The 24,976-nt window shown below is 58.7% G+C and carries 28 protein-coding genes and 2 tRNA genes; 15 read left to right on the top strand and 15 right to left on the bottom strand.

The features are described 5' to 3' along the window. Positions 1 to 2 precede the first annotated feature (2 nt). The 8 genes from QB905_RS03795 to QB905_RS03760 all read right to left on the bottom strand — a co-directional run bounded on the left by QB905_RS03795 (position 3) and on the right by QB905_RS03760 (position 4,624). Positions 3 to 260: a hypothetical protein gene (locus QB905_RS03795; RefSeq protein WP_282973232.1), complete on the bottom strand. Its 258-nt coding sequence runs from the start codon at positions 258 to 260 to the stop codon at positions 3 to 5. Beyond that, positions 260 to 928, bottom strand: coding sequence for an NADH-quinone oxidoreductase subunit NuoE (gene nuoE / locus QB905_RS03790; protein ID WP_282973231.1), 669 nt, complete (start codon positions 926 to 928; stop codon positions 260 to 262). Before nuoE ends, QB905_RS03795 begins: the two co-directional genes overlap by 1 nt. Positions 929 to 1,052: 124 nt before the next feature. Then, positions 1,053 to 1,397, bottom strand: coding sequence for a hypothetical protein (locus QB905_RS03785; RefSeq protein WP_282973230.1), 345 nt, complete (start codon positions 1,395 to 1,397; stop codon positions 1,053 to 1,055). Then, a complete protein-coding gene (locus tag QB905_RS03780; protein WP_282973229.1) occupies positions 1,394 to 2,617 on the bottom strand; it encodes an NADH-quinone oxidoreductase subunit D in 1,224 nt (407 codons plus the stop codon). The genes QB905_RS03785 and QB905_RS03780 overlap by 4 nt, the downstream gene beginning before the upstream one ends. 12 nt (positions 2,618 to 2,629) lie before the next feature. Next, on the bottom strand, positions 2,630 to 3,040 hold the full coding sequence (locus QB905_RS03775) for a hypothetical protein (protein WP_282973228.1): 411 nt from the start codon (positions 3,038 to 3,040) through the stop codon (positions 2,630 to 2,632). 25 nt (positions 3,041 to 3,065) lie between these two features. Beyond that, a complete protein-coding gene (locus tag QB905_RS03770; RefSeq protein ID WP_282973227.1) occupies positions 3,066 to 3,668 on the bottom strand; it encodes an NADH-quinone oxidoreductase subunit C in 603 nt (200 codons plus the stop codon). A 12-nt stretch (positions 3,669 to 3,680) separates the two neighbouring features. Beyond that, positions 3,681 to 4,256, bottom strand: coding sequence for a NuoB/complex I 20 kDa subunit family protein (locus tag QB905_RS03765; RefSeq protein ID WP_461781762.1), 576 nt, complete (start codon positions 4,254 to 4,256; stop codon positions 3,681 to 3,683). After that, complete coding sequence (locus tag QB905_RS03760) at positions 4,247 to 4,624, bottom strand: NADH-quinone oxidoreductase subunit A (protein ID WP_282973225.1); 378 nt, start codon at positions 4,622 to 4,624, stop codon at positions 4,247 to 4,249. Before QB905_RS03760 ends, QB905_RS03765 begins: the two co-directional genes overlap by 10 nt. A gap of 366 nt (positions 4,625 to 4,990) precedes the next feature. Here QB905_RS03760 and QB905_RS03755 point away from each other — a divergent pair. Next, positions 4,991 to 5,067, top strand: a tRNA-Asp gene (locus tag QB905_RS03755). 358 nt (positions 5,068 to 5,425) lie between these two features. Then, the gene (locus QB905_RS03750; RefSeq protein ID WP_282973224.1) at positions 5,426 to 8,722 is read left to right on the top strand and encodes an autotransporter domain-containing protein; all 3,297 of its coding nucleotides are present in this window, start codon (positions 5,426 to 5,428) and stop codon (positions 8,720 to 8,722) included. 261 nt (positions 8,723 to 8,983) lie between these two features. Here the strand turns inward: QB905_RS03750 and QB905_RS03745 are convergent. Further along, a tRNA-Gln gene (locus tag QB905_RS03745) sits at positions 8,984 to 9,057 on the bottom strand. Between the two features lie 191 nt (positions 9,058 to 9,248). On the opposite strand from QB905_RS03745, the gene QB905_RS03740 reads away from it, so the two are divergent. From QB905_RS03740 to sppA, 3 genes are all read left to right on the top strand, one after another. Beyond that, positions 9,249 to 9,710: an MEKHLA domain-containing protein gene (locus tag QB905_RS03740; RefSeq protein WP_282973223.1), complete on the top strand. Its 462-nt coding sequence runs from the start codon at positions 9,249 to 9,251 to the stop codon at positions 9,708 to 9,710. A 20-nt stretch (positions 9,711 to 9,730) separates the two neighbouring features. Beyond that, positions 9,731 to 10,621: an oxygen-dependent tRNA uridine(34) hydroxylase TrhO gene (gene trhO / locus QB905_RS03735; protein ID WP_282973222.1), complete on the top strand. Its 891-nt coding sequence runs from the start codon at positions 9,731 to 9,733 to the stop codon at positions 10,619 to 10,621. A 140-nt stretch (positions 10,622 to 10,761) separates the two neighbouring features. Then, positions 10,762 to 12,534 carry a signal peptide peptidase SppA gene (sppA, locus tag QB905_RS03730; RefSeq protein ID WP_282973221.1) on the top strand — a complete coding sequence of 591 codons (1,773 nt, stop codon included), beginning with the start codon at positions 10,762 to 10,764 and terminating at the stop codon, positions 12,532 to 12,534. A gap of 53 nt (positions 12,535 to 12,587) precedes the next feature. Here the strand turns inward: sppA and QB905_RS03725 are convergent, their stop codons facing one another. The 3 genes from QB905_RS03725 to pdxH form a co-directional block, all read right to left on the bottom strand. Next, entirely contained in the window at positions 12,588 to 12,737 is a 150-nt protein-coding gene (locus QB905_RS03725; RefSeq protein ID WP_282973220.1) for a hypothetical protein, read from the bottom strand. Between the two features lie 73 nt (positions 12,738 to 12,810). Then, complete coding sequence (locus QB905_RS03720; protein ID WP_282973219.1) at positions 12,811 to 13,554, bottom strand: DUF1499 domain-containing protein; 744 nt, start codon at positions 13,552 to 13,554, stop codon at positions 12,811 to 12,813. Positions 13,555 to 13,934: 380 nt separating this feature from the next. Further along, positions 13,935 to 14,600 (bottom strand): pyridoxamine 5'-phosphate oxidase, encoded by a 666-nt coding sequence (gene pdxH, locus QB905_RS03715; protein ID WP_282975566.1) that lies wholly within the window; start codon positions 14,598 to 14,600, stop codon positions 13,935 to 13,937. Between the two features lie 109 nt (positions 14,601 to 14,709). Here pdxH and QB905_RS03710 point away from each other — a divergent pair, with 109 nt between their 5' ends. From QB905_RS03710 to QB905_RS03695, 4 genes are all read left to right on the top strand, one after another. Further along, the gene (locus QB905_RS03710) at positions 14,710 to 15,492 is read left to right on the top strand and encodes a DnaJ C-terminal domain-containing protein (RefSeq protein WP_282973218.1); all 783 of its coding nucleotides are present in this window, start codon (positions 14,710 to 14,712) and stop codon (positions 15,490 to 15,492) included. After that, positions 15,489 to 16,208 carry a GNAT family N-acetyltransferase gene (locus QB905_RS03705; protein WP_282973217.1) on the top strand — a complete coding sequence of 240 codons (720 nt, stop codon included), beginning with the start codon at positions 15,489 to 15,491 and terminating at the stop codon, positions 16,206 to 16,208. The genes QB905_RS03710 and QB905_RS03705 overlap by 4 nt, the downstream gene beginning before the upstream one ends. Before the next feature lie 120 nt (positions 16,209 to 16,328). After that, positions 16,329 to 17,429 carry a chorismate synthase gene (aroC, locus tag QB905_RS03700; RefSeq protein WP_282973216.1) on the top strand — a complete coding sequence of 367 codons (1,101 nt, stop codon included), beginning with the start codon at positions 16,329 to 16,331 and terminating at the stop codon, positions 17,427 to 17,429. Positions 17,430 to 17,508: 79 nt separating this feature from the next. Next, complete coding sequence (locus QB905_RS03695; protein ID WP_282973215.1) at positions 17,509 to 18,222, top strand: pirin family protein; 714 nt, start codon at positions 17,509 to 17,511, stop codon at positions 18,220 to 18,222. 133 nt (positions 18,223 to 18,355) lie between these two features. On the opposite strand, the gene queE is transcribed toward QB905_RS03695, so the two are convergent. Both queE and queC read right to left on the bottom strand, forming a co-directional pair. Then, positions 18,356 to 18,991: a 7-carboxy-7-deazaguanine synthase gene (gene queE, locus QB905_RS03690; RefSeq protein ID WP_282975565.1), complete on the bottom strand. Its 636-nt coding sequence runs from the start codon at positions 18,989 to 18,991 to the stop codon at positions 18,356 to 18,358. Beyond that, positions 18,988 to 19,728, bottom strand: coding sequence for a 7-cyano-7-deazaguanine synthase QueC (gene queC, locus QB905_RS03685; RefSeq protein ID WP_282973214.1), 741 nt, complete (start codon positions 19,726 to 19,728; stop codon positions 18,988 to 18,990). The genes queE and queC overlap by 4 nt, the downstream gene beginning before the upstream one ends. A 144-nt stretch (positions 19,729 to 19,872) precedes the next feature. Here queC and QB905_RS03680 point away from each other — a divergent pair, with 144 nt between their 5' ends. The 5 genes from QB905_RS03680 to QB905_RS03660 all read left to right on the top strand — a co-directional run bounded on the left by QB905_RS03680 (position 19,873) and on the right by QB905_RS03660 (position 22,499). Next, complete coding sequence (locus QB905_RS03680; protein ID WP_282973213.1) at positions 19,873 to 20,316, top strand: PaaI family thioesterase; 444 nt, start codon at positions 19,873 to 19,875, stop codon at positions 20,314 to 20,316. Positions 20,317 to 20,319: 3 nt separating this feature from the next. Beyond that, the gene (locus tag QB905_RS03675) at positions 20,320 to 20,727 is read left to right on the top strand and encodes a PaaI family thioesterase (RefSeq protein ID WP_282973212.1); all 408 of its coding nucleotides are present in this window, start codon (positions 20,320 to 20,322) and stop codon (positions 20,725 to 20,727) included. 127 nt (positions 20,728 to 20,854) lie between these two features. Further along, positions 20,855 to 21,217, top strand: coding sequence for a hypothetical protein (locus QB905_RS03670; RefSeq protein ID WP_282973211.1), 363 nt, complete (start codon positions 20,855 to 20,857; stop codon positions 21,215 to 21,217). A 104-nt stretch (positions 21,218 to 21,321) separates the two neighbouring features. After that, positions 21,322 to 21,759 (top strand): hypothetical protein, encoded by a 438-nt coding sequence (locus QB905_RS03665; protein WP_282973210.1) that lies wholly within the window; start codon positions 21,322 to 21,324, stop codon positions 21,757 to 21,759. A gap of 95 nt (positions 21,760 to 21,854) precedes the next feature. Continuing rightward, a complete protein-coding gene (locus QB905_RS03660; RefSeq protein ID WP_282973209.1) occupies positions 21,855 to 22,499 on the top strand; it encodes a S24 family peptidase in 645 nt (214 codons plus the stop codon). 142 nt (positions 22,500 to 22,641) lie between these two features. On the opposite strand, the gene QB905_RS03655 is transcribed toward QB905_RS03660, so the two are convergent. Beyond that, the gene (locus QB905_RS03655) at positions 22,642 to 24,312 is read right to left on the bottom strand and encodes a lysine--tRNA ligase (RefSeq protein WP_282973208.1); all 1,671 of its coding nucleotides are present in this window, start codon (positions 24,310 to 24,312) and stop codon (positions 22,642 to 22,644) included. 155 nt (positions 24,313 to 24,467) lie between these two features. Between QB905_RS03655 and QB905_RS03650 the strand changes: the two genes are divergently transcribed. Beyond that, positions 24,468 to 24,947, top strand: coding sequence for a carboxymuconolactone decarboxylase family protein (locus tag QB905_RS03650; RefSeq protein ID WP_282973207.1), 480 nt, complete (start codon positions 24,468 to 24,470; stop codon positions 24,945 to 24,947). Positions 24,948 to 24,976: the final 29 nt, after the last annotated feature.

Genomic DNA, 24,976 nt, shown 5'->3' with positions numbered 1-24,976 from the left:
ACTCAACTACCCTTTACCTGATGATGAGCGCGCGTGGCGAAAAGCGCGGCCACGCCGACATAGATGGCGATCAAGGCACCCGCAGTCAGCGTCACAGCGCCAGCCACCAGTCCCCAATAGTTTTGCAGGGCCTGCACGGCGATCAGGCCAAGAAACATGGCCAGAAACGCGATGCGGATCGGCAGCCGGTAGGTGGTTTTCAGCAGATGCTGAAAATGACCGTCACCATGCGTTTTATGCCTGTCGTTTGGCTGAATCATCAGGCTTTCACCTCTTCAGTACCCGGCGCATTGGGGATCTTGATCTTCTTAGCCGCCGAGCCGTCATAGAGCTTCGGATCGGTCAGCGAGGTCACGCCGCCCAGAGGCTCGGAGGTGTGACGGCCATTATAGGGGCCCGGATTGGGGCTCTTGCCCGCCGCAAAATCATCGATGATCTGGGCCAGGTTTTCCGGCGTCAGGTCTTCGTAATAATAGTCGTTGATCTGGGCCATCGGCGCATTGCAGCACGCGCCCAGACATTCGACCTCCTGCCAGGTGAACTTGCCATCGGCCGACAGCTTGTCCTTCGCGCCGATCTTGTCCTTGCACACCTTCATCAGGCCATCCGAACCGCGCAACATGCACGGCGTCGTGCCGCACACCTGGATCAGCGCCGCCGAGCCGACCGGCTCAAGCTGGAACATGGTGTAGAAGGTGGCGCATTCGAAAACGCGGATCTGCGCCATGCCGAGCAGCTTGGCGATAGCGGTAATGGCCGGTTCGGAAACCCAACCCTCCTGCTTCTGCACCAGCCACAGGATGGGGATCACCGCGCTCTGGCGGCGGCTTTCAGGATATTTGGCAATCCACCAGTTGGCCTTTTCGAGCGTTTCCGCAGAAAAGGTAAAGCTGGCCGGTTGCTCCTTGGCGAGACGACGTAAGGACATCAGGCCTCTCTCACATGCGAACAGGATGATTTAGAGGTGGCTTTACACCGGAAGGCGGAGAAAGCCACAGGAAAACAGCGGTATTTCACAGAAAACATGGGTTTCACAAAAAATATGCCGGGCATCACGACCTCATCGCTTCGAAGCGGGCATTGCGGGCGATACGCACCCGGTTTTGCGCCGCCGCCACGAAGGGCAGGCGTCTGGCACCCATCATGCCGACAAAGGCGATGCCGAGCAGGACATAGCGCGCCGTCTCGGTCTGGAATTGCGCGCTGTAGAGGGTCAGCAGGCCGAAACCGCCGACACAGATCAGCACAGGCGCCACCGGCAGCAGCAGATAGATCAGCATGTCGGTGATATAGCCCTTCTGCCCACCCGGATGATAGGGCCAGTTGGGCCGCGACAGGTACAGGCTAAGCGCCATCACCCCGACCAGCAGGCCGCAGGCGATCAGGATATTGTTCATCGGTCGATCTCCCCGAACACGATGTCGAGCGAGCCCAGGATGGCCGACACATCGGCCAGCAGATGGCCTCGGTTCATCCAGTCCATCGCTTGCAGGTGCGGGAAGCCCGGCGCGCGGATTTTGCAGCGATAGGGCCGGTTGGTGCCATCGGACACCAGATAAACGCCGAACTCGCCCTTGGGCGCTTCGACGCAGGCATAGACCTCGCCTTCGGGTGTATGGAAGCCCTCGGTATAGAGCTTGAAGTGATGGATCAGCGCTTCCATCGAATTCTTCATTTCAGCGCGGCGCGGCGGAGTCACCTTATGGTCGGTTGACAGAACGGGCCCCGGTGTAACCTTCAGCTTGTCAAGGCATTGCTCCATAATCCGGACAGCCTGCTTCATCTCTTCGACGCGGCACAGATAACGATCCCAGCAATCGCCATTCTTGCCGAGCGCAATGTCGAACTCCAGTTCGGCATAGCATTCATAGGGCTGGCTCTTGCGCAGGTCCCACGCGACGTTCGAGCCACGCAGCATCACGCCGGTAAAGCCCCAGTCGAAAGCCTGCTCCTTCGACACGACGCCAATATCGACATTGCGCTGTTTGAAGATGCGGTTCTCGGTGACGAGGGTTTCAATATCGGCCAGCTTGGGCAGGAATTCGCGGCACCATTCCACCATGTCGTCGATCAGTTGCGGCGTCAGATCCTGGTGAACGCCGCCGGGGCGGAAATAGTTGGCGTGCAGACGCGCACCCGAGGCGCGCTCATAAAACACCATCAGTTTTTCGCGTTCTTCAAAGCCCCAGAGCGGGGGCGTCAGTGCGCCGACATCCATCGCCTGGGTGGTGACATTGAGGATGTGCGACAGGATGCGGCCGATTTCGGAGAACAGCACGCGGATATATTGCGCGCGCTTGGGCACTTCGAGGCCGAGCAGCTTTTCAATGGCCAGCACGAAGGCGTGTTCCTGATTCATCGGCGCCACATAGTCGAGGCGGTCGAAATAGGGCACGTTTTGCAGATAGGTGCGGCTTTCCATCAGCTTTTCGGTGCCGCGATGCAGCAGCCCGATATGCGGATCGACGCGCTCGACGATTTCACCGTCGAGATCGAGCACAAGGCGCAAAACGCCGTGCGCCGCCGGATGCTGCGGGCCGAAATTGATCGTGAACTTGCGATCGTCTTCCGCCTTAACGGCCCCTTGAATCGCCTGAGGCGTCACATCATCAGCCATGCTCAAAACCACCTATTCATCCGCGTTCGACTCGGCGCTGCGCATAAAGGCGATCAGCAGACCGAATACCAAGGTCAAAAGTCCGAATCCCGAAACAACAGCCGTGGACAATCCCCAGTCATTGCTCAGAACCGCCGCCGCTACCGGAGTGGCCAGCAAAACCGCTGACGCGCCCAGGAGCGCCGACTGCATTTCCGCCGCCGTCAAGCGACGAAGGGCAGCGCCGACGATCAGAATCGCCACCCCGATAATGATCGACAGGCCGGTCTGTTGCAGACCGGCGGCCGGTATATCGGGTGAGCGTGTAAATCCGCCCGTCAGCTTCACCCCGATGGTGAAGAGGTAGGCCGTTGAAAAGGTCATCAGGAAAAACGCTACTGCCGAACGTACTGCGCCGAAATGGCGATCCTTATCACTTTGCATGGCCCTGCCCCCTTATGCCTATATGTCAGCTCCCCGCCTTCTCGTCGCCGGGCAGGACATATTTCGCGCCCTCCCACGGTGACATGAAGTCGAATTTTCGATATTCCTGAACCAGTTTCACCGGTTCATACACCACACGCTTCTGTTCTTCGTCGTAACGCACCTCGACATGGCCCGTCATCGGGAAGTCCTTGCGCAAAGGATGGCCGATAAAGCCGTAATCGGTCAGCAGACGGCGCAAATCGGGCTGACCCGAAAAGGCGATGCCATACATGTCGAAGGCTTCGCGCTCATACCAGTCGGCGTTCGGATAGACGGTGCGAATCGACGGCACCGGCACCACTTCATCGGTCATCACCTTGACGCGCACACGAATATTCTGCGTCAGCGACAGGAGATGATAGACAACATCGAATCGCTCGGCGCGCATCGGATAGTCGGCACCGCAAATATCAATGAGCTGATGAAAGCGGTAAGGTTCGGCCTTCAGCTTGCCCATGATCTCGACGATGCGTTCACGCGCCACGGTCAGGGTCAGTTCGCCATATTCAAGCTTCGATTCGACAATCGCGTCTTTGAACTGTGCGCTGGCACGCTCGGCAAGAGCCTGGAGTTTTTCAATAGACATGCTCCGCCCCCCCTAGCGCCGGATGCCGCCGGTGCGGCGGATCTTCTTCTGAAGCTGCAACAAGCCATAGAGCAGGCCTTCTGCCGACGGCGGACAGCCGGGCACATAGACATCGACCGGCACGATCCGGTCGCAACCGCGCACCACACTATAGGAATAGTGATAATAGCCGCCGCCATTGGCGCAGCTACCCATCGACAGCACATAGCGCGGATCAGGCATCTGGTCGTAAACCTTGCGCAGCGCCGGAGCCATTTTATTGGTCAGCGTACCTGCCACGATCATCAGGTCAGACTGACGCGGTGAGGCGCGCGGCGCCATGCCGAAGCGCTCCATATCGTAACGCGGCATCGAAGCCTGCATCATTTCCACGGCGCAGCAGGCCAGACCAAAGGTCATCCACATCAGCGAACCGGTGCGCGCCCAGGTGATGACATCATCGGCCGAAGCGAGCAGGAACCCCTTCTCGTTCAGTTCGGTCGAGACGGTTTCAAAGAACTTGTCGTGGACAGCGGGGTCATACCCCTCGACGCCTGAGCGCCCGCCCTGACCATACCCAGGCTGATTGGCAGGAATGATTACTCCCATTCCAGGGCTCCTTTTTTCCACACATAGATATAGCCAAGCCCAAGCTCGACCAGGAAGGTCACCATCGACCAGAAGGCAAAGTGCATACCCTTGGCGGGCAGGTCGAACAACGACACCGCCCAAGGAAACAGGAACGAAGCTTCCAGATCGAAGACAATAAACAGAATAGAGATGAGATAGAAGCGCACGTCGAATTTCTGGCGGGCCGAATCGAAGGCATTAAAGCCGCACTCATAGGCCGACAACTTTTCGGTGTCCGGAGCCTTGGGCGCCAGAACCAGCGCCGCCACGATAAAGCCCAGCCCGAGAACCGTCGCTATGCCGAGAAAGATGATGATGGGAAGATAATGCAGAAGAAAGGCATTCATGAAAGGCTCACCTCGACTTAAACCCGACGGGCCAGCCCGTGCAGGAAAATCCGCGCTTTCAATGCCGGTACAAATCCCGGCATCGTCATCGCGAGACTCAAGGCTTTAGACCAGTCTGTCGAAAGCTTCAAACATTTGCAGTGCAAAAAAACGACCTTTTGGCCATTTTCTTTCACTTTTTAACCACGCCACCACAGCGAACGCGGTTACTTGCAAACCATTCGCATAGCCACATCAACCTATCCAACATTTTGTTGATAATTTGCAATATCGCGCTTGACACCGGCATGGGCGGCGAACTATCAAGCGCACCTCTTCGACGGGCTTCCGCACAAACGGTTCGCTTCGCTGAAGAGACAAGGAAATGCGGGTGTAGCTCAGTTGGTTAGAGTGTCGGCCTGTCACGCCGAAGGTCGCGGGTTCGAGTCCCGTCACTCGCGCCACCCTTGCTTGATTTGAAGCATGGGTGGCCCGCATTTTCCTCTTTTTTCTTATCGATAATCCGCCCTTGTCCTGCCCGGCATCTTTTTGCTGACAAAGAGGTGTGCCTCATGGCGTAGCTGCAAGCTGGCGGTCATAATTAAGCCCTGTTTATTTTTGACTTTACCGGCCTTTCCGGCGGGCCATCGCGCGCGCCACAATGCGCATGATCGATGGAAGCGTTCCGCAGCGAGCGTTTGCCACCTTTTCGGCTGTGCAAATAAAGGTTAAAGGTGACGCACTGACCGCCTGGCGGTCGCAGGCCCATCGCTATTGGCCAGGACAATCATGATTCAAGAGCCCCCAGGGAAGCTTCATTATATGCGCAAAACCCGTTTTCTGACCGCAACCGCCCTTAGTCATAGCCTGGGCCTTAATCTGGGCCTTAGTCTGGGTCTGGGCCTGGGTCTGGGTGTGCTGGCCACATTTGCTGCCCTGCCAGGCATTGCCAGCGCCGCCACCACGATTTCCACGGCAACCACTGCGCCTGTCGCAACCTCGGCAACCGGCGACCTCGATGTCAATTCGTCCGGCTCCATCACCCTGACCTCCGGCACGGCTATCACGGTCGATTCGGACAATGCCGTCATTCTGGACGGCACGCTCGACCTGTCAAAATCAACCGCGTCGGTGACGGGCATTGCGATCAATGCCGGCCATACCGGCGATTTGTCGATTGGCGGCACGATCTCAGCCAACAGCGCCTTTACCGCCACCGATTCGAATTCGTTCAAGGATTCGACGGGCACACTGGTTTCTGACGGCATCCTTGACGGGCCTTTCGCCGACGGCATCCAGCGCTATGGCATCCACTCCCTGACCGGGGCGGCCTATACTGGTGATTTTGCTGCCGCCGGCACGCTGCTGGTGACGGGCGACAATAGCTACGGCATTCGTTTCGAAAACAATATTCAGGGCAAGTTTTCCTATGCCGGCACCTTGACCATGACCGGCAACAATACCCGCGGCATCGCTCTCGATAATGGTGCCAGCGATACAGTCTATTTAAGCGGCACCCTGAACTATCAGGGCAAGGACAGCCAGGGCGTCGCCTTAAACGGTGATTTTGGCAATAATATCATCATCAACGGCACCTATTCCGGTACGGGCTACGCTTCGACGGGCGGAACGACCGGCGACACCCTGGCCAATATACTTAAGACACCTGACGACCTGTATCAGGACGGCGCACTCGTCACCATTTCCGGCAATGTCGCGCATGGCGTGCTGCTGAACGTTACACCCACCATCGATTCCACCAATACCAGCACCGATCAGGACGGTGACGGCATTACTGACAGTATTGAAACAACCACCGCCAAACTCACCCAATATGGCAGCGCGCCTGCCCTGCTGGTCGGCTCGGCGGCACAGGACATCAGCCTGGGCGGCCTGGTCTATTCGGCCAACGCCGTCACACCGCCCAGCCTGAATTACGGCTTGTGGATCCGCGGTTCTGTCACCGGTTCGGGCGTTTATCAGAATGTCAATGGCACGGGCGTTCAGATCGGAGGTCTGGGCCATGCCGTCAATATCGCCAATGCCATCGGTATCGGTGGTTCCGTCGTGGGGCAGGCCTATGGCGGCACGGCGACGGGCCTGGCCATGCAAAGCGGTGCTTCCACCCCCCTGCTCGACATTTCGGGAGCTTTGACAGGTTCAGCTTCCAGCGCGGTCACCGCCACGACGGCCACCAATGGTACCACCACCTATTCCACGCCGATTCCCGGCAGCGCGCTGGCGCTCGACATCGCTTCCGGTGCCTCCCTGCCCACCGTTCAGATCAATGTCGGTGGCGCGATCACGGCTTCGGCCACCGGGTCGACCAGTTTCGCCACCGCCATTCGCGATCAGTCCAACACGCTGACCAGCATTATCAATAATAACTTTATTTCGGCGGCGATCACCGGCACCGACGATAACGGTGACGGCGTCGTCGATACAGTTCTGCACCGTGGCATCGCCATCGACACCCATACCAATACGGTGGGCCTGACACTGGTTCAGACCGATACAGCGCCTACGGACGACACCATCGCCGCACCCTATATTGTCGGCGATATCCTGCTCGGTTCGGGTAATGATTCGATCACCTCGAATGGCGGCAGCATTTTAGGCAATATCGATTTCGGCGGCGGGGCCAACAGCTTTACCCTGACCGGTAAGGCCACTTATCTCGGCACGGCGACCGGCACAGGCACCGTGGCGCTCGATGTGAGCGACGGCAATCTCGGTCTGGCGGAAGGCTCGATGCTCAACCTGAGCAGCCTGCATGTCGGGGGCACCAGCACAATCATCCTGACGCTCAATCCCGACGATCCGACCAATGCCATTCTGAAAGACAGCGGCACAGCGGTCTTCGATAATGGTGCCCTGATCGATCTGACCGCCAGCAAGCTGATCCTGAATCCGACCAGCTTCACCTTGCTGACAGCGTCGAATATCAATCTCGGTTCGATGACAACCTCGACGCTCGACGGCCAGATTCCCTATCTCTACCATGCTGATCTGGCCCTGAATTCCACCGACACCGTACTGACCGCCAATTTCCGACTGAAGACCCAGGCCGAAGCGCAATATTCCGCTGACCAGTATGCGGCGCTCGTGCCGATTCTGACCGCCGCCTCGCAAGATCCCGGTGCCGAAACCTCACTGCTCAGCCAGACCAACAAGGCCGGATTCGATCAGGTCTATAATCAGTATTTCCCCGATTATTCGGGCGAAAACATGCTGACCCTGGCGCAGGGCGCTCAGGCCCTGACGCAGACACTGGCTGATCTGACGCTTGTGCCCGACAATAATGCCGGTCAGTGGTGGTTCCAGGAACACGGCTTCCAGACCAAGCGTGAATATGGCGAAACCGCCGGCTTCAAGGCCACGGGCTTCAGCTTTGCCGGTGGCCGCGAACGGCAGGTCTATGGCAACCAGATGATCGGTGGCTATCTGTCGTACACGACGGCCACGCCCCTGCCGACCTTCGCCATCGCCAACAACAATATGAACAATTCCGATCTGACGCTCGGTGCCTACTGGCGCATCAACAGCAATGGCTTCAAAGGCTGGCTGAATGCCGGTGCCGGTTATACGCAGTTCGACGCCACGCGCGAACTGCTGACGCCGAATGTCAATCACATCGCCAAGGCCAAATGGAACGGTATGTCGACCAGTGCGGGCATCGGTGCCTCGTATCAATATAATATCGGCTCGATTGGCCTGCGCCCCGAAATCAGTGCCGACTATTATAATCTGAGTGAAGCCAAGCACAGCGAAACTGGCGGCGGCGATTATTTCGATCTGAATATCGCCAAGCGTGACGGACATCTGCTCACCTCGCAGGCTGTCATCAATGTCAGCTATAACCGCATGTTCCTGAAGCCCGAACTCTGGGTGGGCTGGAAGGAGAATGTCTCGGCGCAACTGCCCGATACAGTCGCCAACTTCACCGGCGGCGATCCGTTCACCCTGTCAGCAGGCAATATCAAGGGCGGCGGCCCCGTCGCCGGTTTCCGCCTGACGGTGGATAATCGCTACAGCTACTTCGGGCTGGAAGGCGGCTACGAAAAGCAGGACGCCTACACCAATATCAGCCTGGCCCTGCGCGCCCGGTTCCAGTTCTAGAGCGGTCTGCATTCTGATTGAATCGGTCAAAGGAATGCAATCCGCTCTATATTTTACGTTTTTCCGCATCTCGCATTCAATTTGTAAGTCAAATTAAACGCTCGTTGCTCTAGGTTCAGACATTCAATTGCAATAAAAAACCGCCGCGATGCTTCTCGCGGCGGTTTTTTATTGCAGATGGCTCTGTCGAATAAGACGCAAATCGGCTCGACACACAGGTTGCCGACAAGAAGCTTATTGTTTGGAAAAATTGAAACTGACTGGCTGGGGAACTAGGACTCGAACCTAGAATGACGGTACCAAAAACCGGAGTGTTACCATTACACCATTCCCCAGCACTAAGCCGGTATCCCACAAGGCTTGCCTGCGGGAGGCCGTGGAGATAGCGCAAGGTTTTGTGTAAAGCAATCCCTCGCAATAACTTTTTCACCAAGGCGGCACGGTGAGCGCGCTTTTCCTGTGAACAGATGCGTCAACGCTTGCCTTCCTAAGGCGAAGCCGTTTGATAAGGCACATGAAACCTCATTTGACCCTTGCGCAACAGCGCTATGCCCGCCTGCTGGCGAAGAGCTTCGCGCGCCTTACCGGACAGTTGCTCGTGGCTGGCGCTGAAGACCTGAGCGATTCCGCTCTCGCCGAATCGCTGTTTGCCGCACCGCAGGCCATCGTATCGCACGGCACGCAGACAGACCCTGTTTTTCGCTATGCCAATGCCCAGGCCCTGAGCCTGTGGGAGATGGACTGGGAGGCCTTTACGCGCCTGCCCTCGCGCCTCAGCGCCGAAGCGCGCGGCGATGTTCAGGCCGACCGCGACGCCCTGCTGCGTGAAGCGCTCGGCAAGGGCTGGGTTGATTCTTACAGCGGCGTGCGTATCTCCAGCACCGGCAGGCGCTTCATGATCGACCAGACCGTGTTATGGAACGTCACGGATGAAGACGGCGTGCGCCACGGACAGGCCGCCTTTATCCGCAACTGGCGCTATCTGTAAGTTTATGATAGGCGGCGCATATGTCCGATCATGCTCCCGCTCCCGCATTTGTCATTGCCGCCTTTTATCATTTCTTCGATTTCCCGGATTTCGAAGCGATGCAGGCTCCGCTGCTGGCGCGTTTGCAGGATGCCGGCATCAAGGGGTCGCTACTCATCACCCGCGAAGGCGTTAACTCGACCCTGTCCGGCACGCGCAAAGCCATTGACGGCTTCCTCGGCTGGTTACAGGACGAGGTGGTGGGCGCGCCGATCCGCTGGAAGGAATCCTATGCCGACTTCCAACCCTTCGGTAAGGCGCGGGTGCGGCTGAAGAAGGAAACCATTTCGCTGGGCGAACCGGTTTCGATGCGGCGTTTCGGTCAATATGTCGATCCGGCCGACTGGAACGCCCTGATCCAGCGCGACGATGTGGTGATCGTCGATACGCGCAATGATTATGAGGTCAATCTCGGCACCTTCCGGGGCGCCATCGATCCCGACATCCCCAATTTCAAACATCTGCCGCAATGGACGCACGATCATGCCGATGCCCTGAAAGGGCGCAAGATCGCTACCTTCTGCACCGGCGGCATACGCTGCGAGAAATATACGGCCTGGCTGATCGATCAGGGCTTTGAGGAGGTTTATCACCTCAAGGGCGGCATTTTGCAGTATCTCGAAGACGTAAAGCCCGAAGACTCCCTCTGGCAGGGCGAATGCTTCGTATTCGATGAGCGCATCGCCGTTGATCATCAGCTCCAGCCCTCGCGCACAGCCACCCTGTGCCTGCACTGCGATCACGCCCTGACCGCCGAAGATCAGGCGCATCCGGCCTATGTGCAGGGTCAGTCCTGCCCGCATTGCCTCGGCGCGCCGCTCCATGCCCATAATGCGCCCAAAAAGCACCCTGCGGGCCGTACGAAATTCTGACACCCAGGGTGGCTCCATATCCACATGACAGCCGTAATCGCTTGCGACGCCGCCTGTTCATTTGACCTTGATACAATTACAGCTATGGTCTTTTTCCGGCACATACGGCCCGTGACCGCCGGGGGGACAACGGAATTTTCATGAAGCAGTTCTTTATTACCTTCTCGGCCGTGGTTCTGGCCATGCTGTTCGTGCTGGTGGGCGTGCCGGTGGCGGTGGTGTCGATGATCGCGGCAGCTTCGCATCCCAAGGTGAGCGGCGATGTCGTACTGTCGCTCGACCTGCGCCAGAAGATGACCGACCAGAGCACGCACCAGCCGCTCGACTTCCTGACCGGTGGCGGCTTATCGACGATGGATGTCGTCACCACCCTGCACAGCGCCGCCGATGATCCCCACGTCAAGGCCGTGTTCGTGCGCCTGCCCGAAGGCGGCATATCCCCCGCCGCCGCCGAAGAAATACGCGACGCCTTCGCCTATATGCGCAAGGCCAATAAGCCGGTGATCGCCCACAGCCAGGGCCTCTATCCCGATACGATGGTGGTGGCGTCTTATATGCTGGGCGCATCAGCCAGCGAATTATGGATGCAGCCGCGCGCCTCGTTTCAGGTGACGGGCATCTCGACCTCGACCATGTTTTTGAAGCGCGCCTTCGACAAGTACGGCGTCAAGGCCGAATATGAGCAGCGCTACGAATTCAAGAACGCCGTCAATCCCTATCTTTATGACAATTACACGCCCGCTCACCGCGAAGCCACGCTTGGCTGGATGAACGGCATCTATAATGACATGCTGGGCGACATCGCCCATGATCGCCGCATGGATCCGGTCAAGCTGCGCGCCACGCTCGAAGCGGGGCCCTACGGTGCCGAACAGGCCATGCAGCTCAAGCTGGTCGATCATCTCGGCCAGGTGCAGGATGCCGAGAACGCGGCGCTGAAGCATGGCGACAATGCCAAGCTGATGGACATCGATGATTATGAAAAGACGCTGAAGCCTGCCTCTGGCCAGACCATCGCCCTGATCAATGGCGAAGGCGCGATCATGACCGGCAAGGGCGGTTCGGGCCTCGGCGGCAATCCGCAAATGCTTTCCGATAATGTGTCGGATGCCTTTTTTGCCGCCGCCAAGGACAAGAATGTCAAGGCCATCATCTTCCGTTTGTCGTCGCCTGGCGGTTCCGACACGGCCTCCGAACAGATTGCCTCGGCGATGAAGGCAGCCAAGCTGGCGGGCAAGCCGGTGGTGGTGTCGATGGGTGACTATGCCGCTTCCGGCGGTTACTGGATTTCGGCGGGCGCCAGCGCCATCGTCGCCAATCCGAGCACCCTGACCGGTTCAATCGGCGTGTTTGGCGGCAAGTTCGCCTATGGCGACGCCCTGAGCCGCTTCGGCGTCGATCTGCGTGATATTTCGGTCGGCAGCCCCTACAGCCAGGCCTATAGCCCGGCACAGGGTTTCACACCGGCGCAGCGCGCCGCCCTCTCCGGCTGGATCGACCAGATCTATAATGGCTTCGTCACCCATGTCGCCGAAGGCCGTAACCTGCCGGAAGCCACGGTGCGCGACATCGCCAGGGGGCGGGTCTGGACCGGCGCTCAGGCGGCGGGCCTGCATCTGGTTGATAAGGTGGGTGGCTTCTATGATGCGGTCGATACGGCCAAGTCCCTGGCGCACATCGATGCTGGTGCCGCTGTGAAACTGGTCGATTACGACACGCAGACATCCCTTTTTGGCAAGGGCCGTCAGGGGATTCAGATGAGCCTGTCGGGCTTCAAGGCCCTGTCCTTCCTCGGTTGGGCCATGACCGATCCTAAAGCCGAAGCGATGATGAACCAGATGGCCGATGAACGCCTGCGCGAAGACGGTGCCACGGTCATGGCACCGCCCGCCTACCAGACCTCAGGCCGCTGAACAAAAAAGCCGCCGGTGATCCGACGGCTTTTTTGACGCCATCTGCCGAAACATCAGTGCTGCACGATAATCCGCGCCATCATTGGCGCTACCGGTTCCGGCGTGCAACTGGCCACCGCCACATGTATCAAAACAAGACCGAGAAACGCCGCCAGCCAGCGTTGGGACCGCTTTGACACAAACAAAACCGTATCGGTGATCATCAGACATTCCTTGCTGCAACCTTGTGCGGTCAATAGCAAGAATCGCGCCCGTCAAGCGCTCTGAAGGGCGCCTTTACATCGCTTTCAATTTTTTGAGAATCGCCACAATCCGTCGGCAATTGCCGCCCAGATCGCGCGGGTTTTCACGATCAACCGAACGCAAATCGATGCCGTCAGGGTCGATGCGGATCACGAGATCGGATTTGAAACCGTAGAAATTATCCTGATAGGTGGCTTCCACCCGCCAGGGCGCCACGCCGAAAACCTGATAATTGTGGCTGGCCTTCAGCATGGCGACGATCTGATCGGCTGTAATATCCCTGACCTTCAATGTGCGCGCGTCCGGGCAGGTGGCGGCATTGATCGAAGCCACCGTCTTGCCGCCCCAATCGACCGATTCATTGGCCGGCACGCGCGGCGCATCCTCAACCGGCAGGGCGTCCGGGCCGCGATCGGCCAGCAGTTTGTCCGACATGCTGAGCGGGCGATCCCAGTTGGTCGATACATCATAGATCGGCGGATAGGTTTTCAGGGCTCTGTCATAAAGGGCGTAGCCGCCCAGCACCGCGCCTGAAATCACCACAGCGGCCAGTGCCCAGGGCCCATAACGCACCGGGGCCATGAAAAGGGAAATCAGCAAGGACAGACCCGAAATTCCCAAAATGATCATGGCCAGTTTCGAGCCATAATTAAGAGTAAGCGTCATGAAGCCGAGCTTATAATCGAGATAGCCTATATGCGTCGCCATCATGATCACAAACAGAACCAGCGGCAGCAAAAGCGACAGAACCAACGCCACCTGCGCCAGGCTCAGCACCTGGCTTTTACGATGGTTATGTGGATGGTCTGGGGGCGCATCGGTCACGAGGACTATTCCCTGTTCTGGCTGGCCATGATGGAGAACGGCGCAGACTTAACCCTGATGGATGGCGCGTCACGCTAAAACCTTTGGTGCGCGAAATTAAAAGCCGATCATGCCTTTTGATTCACCTGAGGTTATATGTCGCTCTCGCCTTATCGCCTCATGCTAGAGCAACGAGCGTTTAATTTGACTTACAAATTGAATGCGAGATGCGGAAAAACGTAAAATGTAGAGCGGTTTGCATGCCTTTGACCCATTCAATCAGAATGCAAACCACTCTAAAGGATCGCAAGCCGGGTTTCAAGGTGCGGCCCTGCGGCACAGCGGGTATCGATTCAGGGATAGAGCTTGCCGCGTGTCCAGCCTGCATCGCTGGATTCGCGCTGGAACAACACACGCTCATGCAGCCGGAAAGGCTTGTCGCGCCAGAATTCCACGCTCAGGGGCGCGACGCGAAAGCCCGTCCAGTGTGGCGGGCGGTCGATCTTGCCAAGGCCGAACTTCAGGCCATATTCCGCCACCTTTTTTTCGAGCGCAAACCGGCTTTCCAGCGGTTGCGACTGATCCGAGGCCCAGGCGCCGATCTGGCTCTGGCGGGCGCGGCTCTGGAAATAGGCGTCGGCCTCGGCATCGCTCACTCGTGTCACCTCGCCACGAATACGTACCTGACGGCGCAGCGATTTCCAGTGAAATAACAGCGCGGCCTTTGGCTGGCCCAGCAATTGCCGCCCCTTGGCGCTGTGCGTATTGGTGTAAAAAACAAAGCCTTGCGCGTCGAAATCCTTCAGCAACACCATGCGCAGATCGGGCATCCCCTCTTCGTCCACCGTGGCCACAGCCATCGCATTGGGGTCGTTAACCTCTTTTGCCGTGGCGTCTTTCAGCCACTGGGCGAACAGGGCGAAGGGCTCACCGGCATCTATTTCGCCCTCATGGGCGGCATGGGCCTTCGCATAATCATCGGCGGAAGGGCTGTCGGGAATCAACGGGTCTTGAGACATGTTAAGACTTTGCAAACCATCATCGGGGCATTGTGGAAAGGCCAGCGGCATCAGAAGGATCGCCGCCGCCAGTGCTGTCAGCATGGACGCCGGGAAGAAGAAACTCAAGATGGCCGCGCAAGATAAACAGACAGATGAACCGGGACAATCCGCAGCGCTTTCCGCTCTCGGCCTGAACGCACACGATCTCAACGCCTCCTTCCATCATGAAACGATCCGTGCCGCTTTTCGCGCCCGCATCAAACAGGTGCATCCTGACCGGGTCGGCGGCGATGACACCGCCCTGCGCCGCCTGATTCTGGCCCGCGACCTTTTGCTGCACCCCGCCCGCATCGCGTCGGACGCCTTTGATTTTGATGCGCCCCGCCTCGACAGCAGCGCCCTGCTCCTGACCATCGATATGACGCAGGCGATCCACGGTGGCCAAATACGGATCGAAGCCCCGGCGCTCGAATTTTACCGCAGCGGCGACAGCCTGACCTCGCTGACCCAGATGGTGCAACTGCATGTCACCCTGCCTGCGGGCCTGCGCGACGATGACAAGGTGCGCCTGCCCTTGTCAAATGGCGGCCATGCGCGTTTTCACATCCGTATCGCGCCCGGCGATGACATGCGCGTCTGGGGCGACGACATCTGGATGACGGCCTGGCTCGATCCCTACCTACTGCGTTATGGCGGCGCGGCCATGATCGACACGCCTGCGGGCCCGCAATCGATTCAGGTTGACCGCGATATTCCGCACGGCGCCAGCCTGTGCCTGAAGGGTAAAGGCCTGCCCGCCAGCGAAACCGCCCCGGCCGGCGATCTCTATATCCGGCTGGAAGCCCTGCCTCTTGCAGGCCAGCAGACAAGCTATGCGCTCAATGCTTTCCGGCAAAGATGGGCTTCATGAGCCAGCCTTATGAGAATTTGAGTCCATCATTAGGCGTCCGCCACAATGCTTTCGGTGATCCGATCGGCAAGGCTTTGCCTGACTGGCAGGCCTGCACCCGCCTGCCCAATGTGCCGCTCACCGGGCGCTATTGCCAGCTTGTGCCCTACGCCCCCGCCCTTGCCGAAGCGCTTTACCGGGCCTATGCTGCCGATGATGGACGCATGTGGACATACCTGCCCTATGGGCCGTTTTCCGGCCCGGCGCAGATGCACGAGGTCTTGCAAACCTATATCGACAACCGCGATTTCCAGACCTTTGTGATCCTGAAAAACGACCAGCCTGCGGGGCTGATCAGCTTCATGCGCTATGATTATCCCAACGGCAGCGTCGAGGTGGGCGGCGTCACTTTTTCTCCAACCTTGCGGCGCTCCACGGCGGCCACCGAAGCCATCTATCTGATGACGCGCCATGCTTTTGCCCACGACTACCGGCGCTATGAATGGAAGTGCGACCAGCTCAATGTGCCGTCCAACAAGGCGGCCCTGCGTTTCGGCTTTCAGTTCGAGGGCGTGTTCCGCAATGCCGCTGTCGTGCATGGCCGCCGCCGCGATACGGCCTGGTATGCGATCATCGCCGAAGACTGGCCGCGGTTAAGCGCACGGTTGGAAGCCTGGCTCGATCCGGGCAATTTCGCTGCCGACGGGCAACAAAAGCGCGCCTTGTCGGCCTTTTAGACTGCGCGACGGCGATCATTTATTTGCGGCGCGGCGGAAACAGGGCTAAAGCCCCAAGACTAAGTTCCCAGGACAAGTTTTTCGGGCAAGTTTTTCGGGCAAGTTTTCGGGCCTTTTATCATGTCGCACAATAGTTTCGGTCATCTTTTCCGCGTCACCACCTGGGGTGAAAGCCACGGCCCGGCGCTCGGCTGCGTTATCGACGGCTGCCCGCCGGGCGTGCCCTTGTCAGAAGCTGACATCCAGTGGGCGATGGATCGGCGCAAACCCGGCGGCTCGCGCTTCGTCACCCAGCGTAACGAAGCCGATGAGGCGAAGATTCTGTCCGGCGTGTTTGAGGGCGTCACCACGGGCACGCCGATCTCGATCCTGATCGAAAATACCGACCAACGCTCGAAGGACTACGGCGAAATCGCCCGCCAGTTCCGCCCCGGCCATGCCGATTACACCTATTTCGCCAAGTATGGCGTGCGCGATTATCGCGGCGGCGGCAGATCAAGCGCACGCGAAACGGCGGCGCGCGTAGCGGCGGGCGCGGTGGCGCTGAAGGTGCTGCAAACCCTGATAGGCGGCATCACAGTGCGCGGCGCTCTGGTGCAACTGGGTGCGCACAGGATCGATCCGGCGCGCTGGGACTGGGCTCAGGTGAGCGAAAACGCCTTCTTCTGCCCCGATCCGGTCAGCGTTGGCCCGTGGGAAGACTATCTCGACGGCATCCGCAAGGCGGGCTCCTCCATCGGTGCCGTGGTCGAGGTACAGGCTGAAGGCGTACCCGCTGGCTGGGGCGCGCCCATCTATGGCAAGCTCGATTCCGAACTGGCGATGGCGCTGATGAGCATCAATGCCGTCAAGGGCGTCGAGATCGGCGATGGATTCGGCGCGGCTATGCTGTCAGGCGAGGAAAATGCCGACGAAATGCGCATGGAAAACGGAAAGCCTGTTTTCTCATCCAATCATGCGGGCGGCATTCTTGGCGGCATTTCCAGCGGCCAGACGGTGGTGGCGCGTCTGGCGCTCAAGCCCACCTCCTCCATCCTGACGCCGCGCCATAGCGTCGATATAGAAGGCCATGAGGTTGAGTTGCGCACCAAGGGCCGTCATGATCCGTGCGTCGGCATCCGCGCCGTTCCGGTGGCCGAGGCTATGATGTCATGTGTACTGCTCGACGCCTTTTTGCGCCATCGCGGCCAGACCGGCGGCGGTGCGCACGATCTCGGCTGATCGCCTATTGTAATTTACACAGTTACACTTATATGGTCGTCAACGGACTCGCATCCCATGATGCGAAAGGAGAATTGCGATGATCGATAAACGGGCTTTCACCACATTGGGCGGCGCCAATCACGGCTGGCTCAACGCCAAGCATCACTTTTCATTCGCCAGCTACTATGATCCGGCCCGCATGGGCTGGGGTTCGATCCGCGTCTGGAACGATGACGAGATCGCCGCGCAGTCGGGTTTTCCGCCGCACCCGCACGACAATATGGAGATCATCACCTATGTGCGCGACGGGGCGATCACCCATGAGGATTCGCTGGGCAATAAGGGGCGCACCGAAGCTGGCGATGTGCAAGTCATGTCAGCGGGCACCGGTATCCGCCATGCCGAATATAATGTCGAATCCGAACTGACGCGCCTGTTCCAGATCTGGGTTGAGCCGTCGGTGCGCGGTGCGGCCCCGGCCTGGGGTGCCAAACCCTTCCCCAAGGGCGACCGCGCGGGCCGGTTCGTCACCCTGGCTTCCGGCTTCGAGGGCGACGAAGACGCCTTGCCGATCCGCACACCGGCGCGGTTGCTGGGCGCGACCTTTTTGAAGGATCAGGTTGAAACCTACACGCCGGTGACGGCACCGGAAGGCCAGACGCGCCATCTCTATCTGGTGGTGGCCAAGGGCCGGATTGCGGTCAATGGCGTCGAGCTGGATGAGCGCGATGGTGCGGCGATCAGGGATGAGGCCGAACTGAAGATCACGGCGCTTGTGGATGCCGAGGTTGTGCTGCTGGATGCGGCGTAAGCGGCGGGCTTGTTGATCATACGGGGCGTGGGGTCCGTGACCCCACAAACCTTGTCTTCCTTTCAGCTCGCCCCCAACGGGGGCAGGCTGAAAGGAAAATGAAGACTTGGGGCCACAGGCCCCAAACCCCGTATTATTTCAATCCCACCAGCTTGTGCGTCTGCACGCTCATCCGCCATTGCGGGTGCCGCAAACAATAGTCAATCACCATCTGCGTGTGCATCGCCTGTTCGGGCGAATCCTTGGGCTGAAGATAGAAGCGCTCGAAATCCAGCCCCCTAAAGGCCACCGGATCAACATCGTCCTGCGGATAAACCAGCTTCAGTTCCTGACCACTTGTTTGCTGCAAGCGATTATCGGCCTTAGGCGAAACGCAGATCCAGTCGATACCGTCGGGCGCTGTAATCGTGCCATTGGTTTCGACCGCGATAAAATAACCCGCCGCCTTGACCGCCGCAATCAATGCCGCGTCCAGTTGCAGCAAGGGTTCGCCGCCGGTGAAAACCACCGCCTTGCTGTCGGCCCGGCCCTCGCCCCATACCGCATCGAGCGCCACCACCACATCGGCAGGCGCGGCGAACTTGCCGCCATTCTCGCCATCGGTGCCAACAAAATCGGTGTCACAAAAAGTACAGGCCGCCGCCGCACGATCCTGCTCGCGCCCACTCCACAGATTACACCCGGCAAAGCGTGCAAACACATTGACGCGCCCGGCCTGACCGCCCTCGCCCTGGAGGGTGAGAAAAATCTCTTTAAAACTGTACATCAGCGAGAAACGGATGTCCGGGCTTCGAGAAAATGCTCGAAACCGGTCTTGCGCAACTGGCAGGCCGGACAGTCGCCGCAGCCATAACCCCAGGGATGGCGGTGCGTGCGGTCGTTCATATAGCAGGTGTGGGTGTCCTCGATGATCAGATCAATCAGGGCCTGCCCGCCCAGATCGCGCGAAAGAGCCCAGGTCTGGGCCTTGTCGAGATACATCAGCGGCGTTTCGATGCTGAAGGGACGCTCGACGCCCAGCCGCAAAGCCTGCTCCATCGCCTCCAGCGTGTTCTTGCGGCAGTCGGGATAGCCGGAATAGTCGGTTTCGCACATGCCGCCGACCAGATGGTCGATGCCGCGCCGGTCAGCTACTGCCGCCGCATAGACGAAAAACGCCAGATTGCGCCCCGGCACGAAGGAGGACGGCAGGCCGCGCTCAGTCATGACGATCTCGCTTTCGCGCGTCAAAGCCGATTCCGCCACCGCGCCAAAACCGCGCAGGTCACAGACATGATCCTCGCCGAGGCGCGTCTGGGCCAGCGGATAGACATCGCGGAACTTCGTCAGCACGGTCTGGCGCGTCGTCATCTCAATACTGTGACGCTGACCGTAATCGAAGCCCACCGTCTCGACGCGCTCATAATGGGCCAGGGCCCATGCCAGGCAGACAGACGAATCCTGCCCGCCCGAAAAAAGGACGAGCGCGGAACGGGCGGCGGGAACCTGATCCAGAGAGACGGACATGGCTATGGCTTTCAATCGCAAAGGAAGCCTCATGTAAAATGCCCCTTTTGCCGCGATTGCAAGCATTTTTGCTGCATTGCAGGGTCTTATAATTTTGACGTTTACGTAAAGATGGGTAAACTATATCCTCAGAAAGAGGTTCTGATGAGTCCGTCGCCGTTTCACGAGATGTTCGCCACGATCATCGACAATACGCCCTATATGAAGGCGATAGGGGCCGTTTATGCCGGACGCGACGACCACGGCGTCACCATGCGCCTGCCCTACCGGGCTGATCTGATCGGCGATCCGGAAACGCGCGTCATCGCTTCGGGCGTGGTGACCGCCCTGCTCGATAATGGCTGCGGCATGGCCGTCTGGGATCGCATCGGCGAATATAAGCCGATTGCCACACTCGACCTGCGTATCGACTATATGCGCCCCGCCCTGCCCGATAACGACCTGCTGGTGACGGCGAAATGCTACAAGCTGACGCGCAGCGTGGGCTTTGTGCGCGCCTTTGCCTATGAGGTCAGTCCCGATGATCCGGTGGCCGCCGCTCAGGCGGCCTTTATCGTGACCTCGCCTGCGCTGAAAGCCAAGGCCTGAACCATGATCGCTCATCCCGCCGAAATGGAAAATATCCTCAAGACCATGCCATTCGCCGCCTTTCTCGATGTGCGCCTGCATCTGGCCGGCGACGAACTGACGGCGCACCTGCCCTATGATGACAAACTGGTCGGCAATGTGATGATCCCGGCCCTGCATGGCGGGGTGATCGGGGCCTTCATGGAAATCACGGCGATGGCGCAACTGGCTTTGAGCGAAAACTTCGATCACATCCCCAAGCCAATCGGCGTCACCGTACAGTATCTGCGCTCCGGCAAGCCGATCAACAGCTTCGCCCGCGCCACCGTCAAGCGCGTCGGCCGCACGGTGGCCAATGTCGAGGTGTCGGCCTGGCAGGAACAGCGCCATCAACGGATCGCCACCTTACAGGCGCATTTTCTGATCGACTGAATGAGCTGTGCGCAATTACACCTATAGATGTATTTTTAGTTTACACACCCCATTAGTGTGCTACCCCTGAGAGGGTTCCGGCCACCGATTCGCCGTAACCTTTGCATGAATAATCAGGGGAATTCCTATGTCGAAAGAAAGAAAAATCAATGTCGCCAAGGCCCTGGCCGCACAGTTGCGCGCCACGGAAGAGTCTATCGATACCGCGCTGTGCGAAGCCGCCCATCTGATCGAAACCTATATCAATTCGCGCCGCGCCATCCATATTTCAACTGTCGTCGCCAATGATGTTCACCTCAACACGCTGGAAGCCATGCGCGCGCTCAATGCGGCCCAGACCTGGATGACCGCCGCCCATTCCGGTCTGTCGCATCTCCAGACGCAGATCGGCCTTGGCGATACGGCGGTGGTGCCGGGTGACGACAAGCCCGGAACCACCTCACCGGGCAATACCTCTCCCTCCGGCAGGTTGATGCCCGAACCGGCATAGGGCCTCAGATAGCCATTCTTTGCGCATCCGGGGGAGCAAAATTTCGCTTGCCCGGATGCGATTTTCCGGAAACGCTGGCAAAAAGTCGTGTTCCGGAGATTCTTATGCCCTCACCTGCTGTCCTTATCGGCCTGACCTTTGGCTTTACGGTCTGTCTGGCAGGGCTGATCTTCGGCTATTGGCGCGAACGCATGGGTGCGCTGATCTATCTGGCGGCCATGATTCTGACCATGTCGTTGCGCTCCATGACGCATATTGCGCCTCTGTGGCGTTACATGTTCACGGATACTCTGTGCCTGGTCGGCTTTCTCACCCTGTGCTGGAAAAGCCCGCATCCGTGGCCTTTGTGGGCCGTGGGGGCGCAGATGATGAGCGTTTGCGTCAGTCTGGCCACGTGGTTGAATCCGTATGTCATGAAGTGGGCCTATTTTACGGCCCTGTCGATTTTCGGTTACGCTCTGTTGCTGGCTATGGGCGTGGGTACGATTTCGGCGGCGTTGCGGCGTTTCCGGCCTGCGAATAAAATCCCAAAAATAGGCTAATTTTCCTATTTGTGGATATATTTTCCTTTCCGGTTATTGCAATTCCTATATTAAGTGCGATTCATCCTATTTGAACTGTCGCAACCGGCACCCCCATGACCTTGTCACATAGCCATATCTGGACCGCCATTGACGCTCTCGCCAGCCGATTCAGCACGACGCCGTCGGGTCTGGCCCGTCTGGCCGGGCTTGACCCTACCAGTTTCAACAAATCAAAGCGCCAATATGTCGAATCCGGGCCCAACCGTCCGGCGCGCCCGCGCTGGCCCTCTACCGAGAGTCTGGCTAAGCTTCTGGAAGCGACGGGCACCAAGTTTTCCGAGTTTGCGCTGCTCGCCGAAGGACGTAATGCCGGGCAAGGGATTCCGCTGATCGGCTTCGCCCAGGCTGGCAATGAAGGCTATTTCGATGATTCGGGGTTTCCACTTGGCCAGGGCTGGGATGAGGTCGATTTCCCTACAGCGAACAGCGGGCTGTATGCGTTGGAAATTTCCGGCGATTCGATGCTGCCCCTGTATCGGGATGGTGATCGGATACTGGTGGATCCGCACAATCAGAATCTGCGTCGCGGCGACCGGGTGGTGGTGAAGACGAACGAGGGCGAGGTCATGGCCAAGGAACTGGTGCGTTATTCGGCGCGCCAGGTCGAGTTGCGCTCGCTCAATCCGGATTTCCCGGATCGGGTGCTGGATCGTTTGCAGGTGGCGTGGATCGCGCGGATTGTGTGGGCCAGCCAGTAGGGTTGGTGACGCCGGTTATCTGATGGGCGTGGGGTCCGCGACCCCACATCCTTTATTTTCTTCTCTCATTTTCGGCCCAAGGGCCGGAATGAGAGAAGAAAGAGAAGACTTGGAGCCACAGGCCCCAAACCCCATTCGATACTCAGGTGCCCGCCAACTCTCCGGCCAGCCCCCGCTCGATCAGCGCCACCGTCCGCTCCAAACCGAAAATCGCCACGAACGACCCGAAACGCGGCCCCTGCGACTGTCCCAGCAATACCTCGTACAGCGCCTGGAACCACGCCCGCAACGGCTCGAATTCATGCGCCTTGCCCACCTCGAAGACCAAATTCTGCAAAACCTCGGCATCGCGCGTATCGGACGGCAAGGCGCGAAAACGCGCCGCCAGATCGCTCATCGCCGCCCGCTCCCGGTCATCCGGCAAACGGAAGGTCTTGGCCGGCTTCACAAAGTCCTCGAAATAGTTGAGCGCATAGCCCGCCAGCCGGTCAAGCACCGGTTCGCTCTCCGGCGTCGCCCCCGGAATATAGGCGCGCAGGAAACCCCACAGGGTTTCCTTATCGGCCGCATTGGCCGCCGAGACGAGGTTCAGCATCAGGCCGAAAGTGACCGGCGGAGATTTCGGCGCTTCCTGTCCGCGCAGCACGAACCAGACCGGGTTTTCGATGCGCTTGTCCAGTTCCTGCTTCGGGAAAGCGTCAAGCTGCTGGAAATATTCGTCAGTGGCGCGCGGAATCACGTCGAAATACAGCTTCTTGGCCGATTTCGGCGACTGGAACATGTAATAGGCCAGGCTTTCCGGCGCGCCATAACGCAGCCAGTCCTCCATCGTCAGGCCATTGCCCTTCGATTTGGAAATCTTCTGACCCTGCTCATCAAGGAACAGCTCATAATTGAAGCCTTCCGGCGAGGCACCGCCCAGTACACGGCAGACCTGCGATGACACCTTGACCGAATCGATCAGATCCTTGCCCGCCATCTCATAATCGACACCAAGCGCTGCCCAACGCATCGCCCAATCCGGCTTCCACTGCATCTTGACGTGACCGCCGGTCACCGGCACTTCGAATTTTTCGCCATTTTCCTCGAACACGATTGTGCCCCAGGCGACATTGCGTTCCAGCGTCGGCACCTGCAAAACATGGCCCGTCTTCGGCGAAATCGGCAGGAAGGGCGAATAGGTGGCGCGCCGGTCAGGCCCTAATGTCGGCAGCATGATCTTTTGAATATCGTCGAAACGCTCCAGCGCGATCAGCAAGGTGGCGTCGAACACGCCGCCCTTGTAGCAATCGGTGGCCGACAGGAATTCATAAGCGAATCCAAAGCCATCGAGAAAATTCTTCAGACGCGCATTATTGTGCTGGCCGAAGCTCGGATACGCGCCGAACGGATCACGCACCACGGTCAGGGGCTTATACAGATCTTCATGCAGCACCTGCGCATTGGGAATGCCATCCGGCACCTTGCGCAGACCGTCCATATCGTCGGAAAAACAGATCAGCCGCGTGGCCCACGCCCCGCCGGTCATGGCCTCGAACGCCTGACGCACCATGGTTGTGCGCGCCACCTCGCCGAAAGTGCCGATGTGCGGCAGGCCCGATGGCCCGTAACCTGTTTCGAAAATAACGGCGCGGTCCAGCCCTTCGAACGCTTTCAGCGCCTCGGCCGTCTTGCCGTCGCTGATCAAAGCCAGCGCCTGTTTTTGCGCCTCATGCCCCTGAATGCGCGTCTTGACCAGACGGGCGATCAGAGCGCGCGCCTGTTCAAATGGCCATGCACGGCCAGCGTAAGCCAGAGTGGAAAGAGACGTCATGGAGCGATCCAAACCTCGGTAAAACAACAACTACGCCCCCATTAGGCCGCAGGCGACAGGTGGTCAAGCGCGCCGCTATTGACATGGGCTTTAAACACGGATATTTTCTGTCCTTAAGGATGTATATTATCCGCAATTAAAATAGAGACACAGTCATGAGCCAGCGCATCAACTATATTCAGCAAGCATCAGAATTGTTTCGCAAATATCAGGATTTTTCTGCCGCCATCCGCAACACCTCACTCGGCGACAGCCTGATCGATCTGGTCCAGATTCGCGCCTCACAACTGAATGGCTGTGCCTTCTGCCTCGATATGCACGTCAAGGAAGCGAAGTTTCATGGCGAACGCGAACTGCGCCTGCATCATGTCGCCATCTGGCGAGAATCTCCCCTCTTTTCTGAACGCGAACGCGCTGCCCTGCGCTGGACAGAAGCCCTGACGCGCCTGCCCGAAGGCGGCGTCAGCGATGCTCTGTATGAAAGCACCCACCAGCATTTTTCTGATAAGGAACTGGCGGAACTGAGCTTCGCCATCATGGCCATCAATGGCTGGAATCGCCTGTCGATTGGCTTTGCCGCCGTGCCGGGCTCGGCCGACGCCCTGTACGGCCTCGACAAGGCGGGCCTGTCATAGAGAGGCGCTTGAATTGCCCCCTAAACCTT

Source organism: Asticcacaulis sp. EMRT-3 (assembly GCF_030027245.1).
Classification (GTDB): domain Bacteria; phylum Pseudomonadota; class Alphaproteobacteria; order Caulobacterales; family Caulobacteraceae; genus Asticcacaulis.
Note: the sequence above shows the minus strand (reverse complement) of the source record. Positions and strands in the feature narration are given on the sequence as shown.

Coding starts and splice junctions, on each gene's coding strand:
- nuoE (WP_282973231.1), bottom strand. CDS start 928: ATGTCCTTACGTCGTCTCGCCAAGGAGCAACCGGCCAGCTTTACCTTT.
- queC (WP_282973214.1), bottom strand. CDS start 19,728: ATGTCCGTCTCTCTGGATCAGGTTCCCGCCGCCCGTTCCGCGCTCGTC.
- QB905_RS03660 (WP_282973209.1), top strand. CDS start 21,855: ATGACCTTGTCACATAGCCATATCTGGACCGCCATTGACGCTCTCGCC.
- QB905_RS03795 (WP_282973232.1), bottom strand. CDS start 260: ATGATTCAGCCAAACGACAGGCATAAAACGCATGGTGACGGTCATTTT.
- QB905_RS03665 (WP_282973210.1), top strand. CDS start 21,322: ATGCCCTCACCTGCTGTCCTTATCGGCCTGACCTTTGGCTTTACGGTC.
- QB905_RS03750 (WP_282973224.1), top strand. CDS start 5,426: ATGCGCAAAACCCGTTTTCTGACCGCAACCGCCCTTAGTCATAGCCTG.
- QB905_RS03710 (WP_282973218.1), top strand. CDS start 14,710: ATGGCCGCGCAAGATAAACAGACAGATGAACCGGGACAATCCGCAGCG.
- QB905_RS03680 (WP_282973213.1), top strand. CDS start 19,873: ATGAGTCCGTCGCCGTTTCACGAGATGTTCGCCACGATCATCGACAAT.
- QB905_RS03705 (WP_282973217.1), top strand. CDS start 15,489: ATGAGCCAGCCTTATGAGAATTTGAGTCCATCATTAGGCGTCCGCCAC.
- QB905_RS03650 (WP_282973207.1), top strand. CDS start 24,468: ATGAGCCAGCGCATCAACTATATTCAGCAAGCATCAGAATTGTTTCGC.
- QB905_RS03770 (WP_282973227.1), bottom strand. CDS start 3,668: ATGTCTATTGAAAAACTCCAGGCTCTTGCCGAGCGTGCCAGCGCACAG.
- QB905_RS03675 (WP_282973212.1), top strand. CDS start 20,320: ATGATCGCTCATCCCGCCGAAATGGAAAATATCCTCAAGACCATGCCA.
- QB905_RS03760 (WP_282973225.1), bottom strand. CDS start 4,624: ATGAATGCCTTTCTTCTGCATTATCTTCCCATCATCATCTTTCTCGGC.
- QB905_RS03785 (WP_282973230.1), bottom strand. CDS start 1,397: ATGAACAATATCCTGATCGCCTGCGGCCTGCTGGTCGGGGTGATGGCG.
- QB905_RS03725 (WP_282973220.1), bottom strand. CDS start 12,737: ATGATCACCGATACGGTTTTGTTTGTGTCAAAGCGGTCCCAACGCTGG.
- QB905_RS03765 (WP_461781762.1), bottom strand. CDS start 4,256: ATGGGAGTAATCATTCCTGCCAATCAGCCTGGGTATGGTCAGGGCGGG.
- QB905_RS03695 (WP_282973215.1), top strand. CDS start 17,509: ATGATCGATAAACGGGCTTTCACCACATTGGGCGGCGCCAATCACGGC.
- QB905_RS03655 (WP_282973208.1), bottom strand. CDS start 24,312: ATGACGTCTCTTTCCACTCTGGCTTACGCTGGCCGTGCATGGCCATTT.
- QB905_RS03670 (WP_282973211.1), top strand. CDS start 20,855: ATGTCGAAAGAAAGAAAAATCAATGTCGCCAAGGCCCTGGCCGCACAG.
- QB905_RS03780 (WP_282973229.1), bottom strand. CDS start 2,617: ATGGCTGATGATGTGACGCCTCAGGCGATTCAAGGGGCCGTTAAGGCG.
- pdxH (WP_282975566.1), bottom strand. CDS start 14,600: ATGTCTCAAGACCCGTTGATTCCCGACAGCCCTTCCGCCGATGATTAT.
- trhO (WP_282973222.1), top strand. CDS start 9,731: ATGTCCGATCATGCTCCCGCTCCCGCATTTGTCATTGCCGCCTTTTAT.
- QB905_RS03775 (WP_282973228.1), bottom strand. CDS start 3,040: ATGCAAAGTGATAAGGATCGCCATTTCGGCGCAGTACGTTCGGCAGTA.
- aroC (WP_282973216.1), top strand. CDS start 16,329: ATGTCGCACAATAGTTTCGGTCATCTTTTCCGCGTCACCACCTGGGGT.
- sppA (WP_282973221.1), top strand. CDS start 10,762: ATGAAGCAGTTCTTTATTACCTTCTCGGCCGTGGTTCTGGCCATGCTG.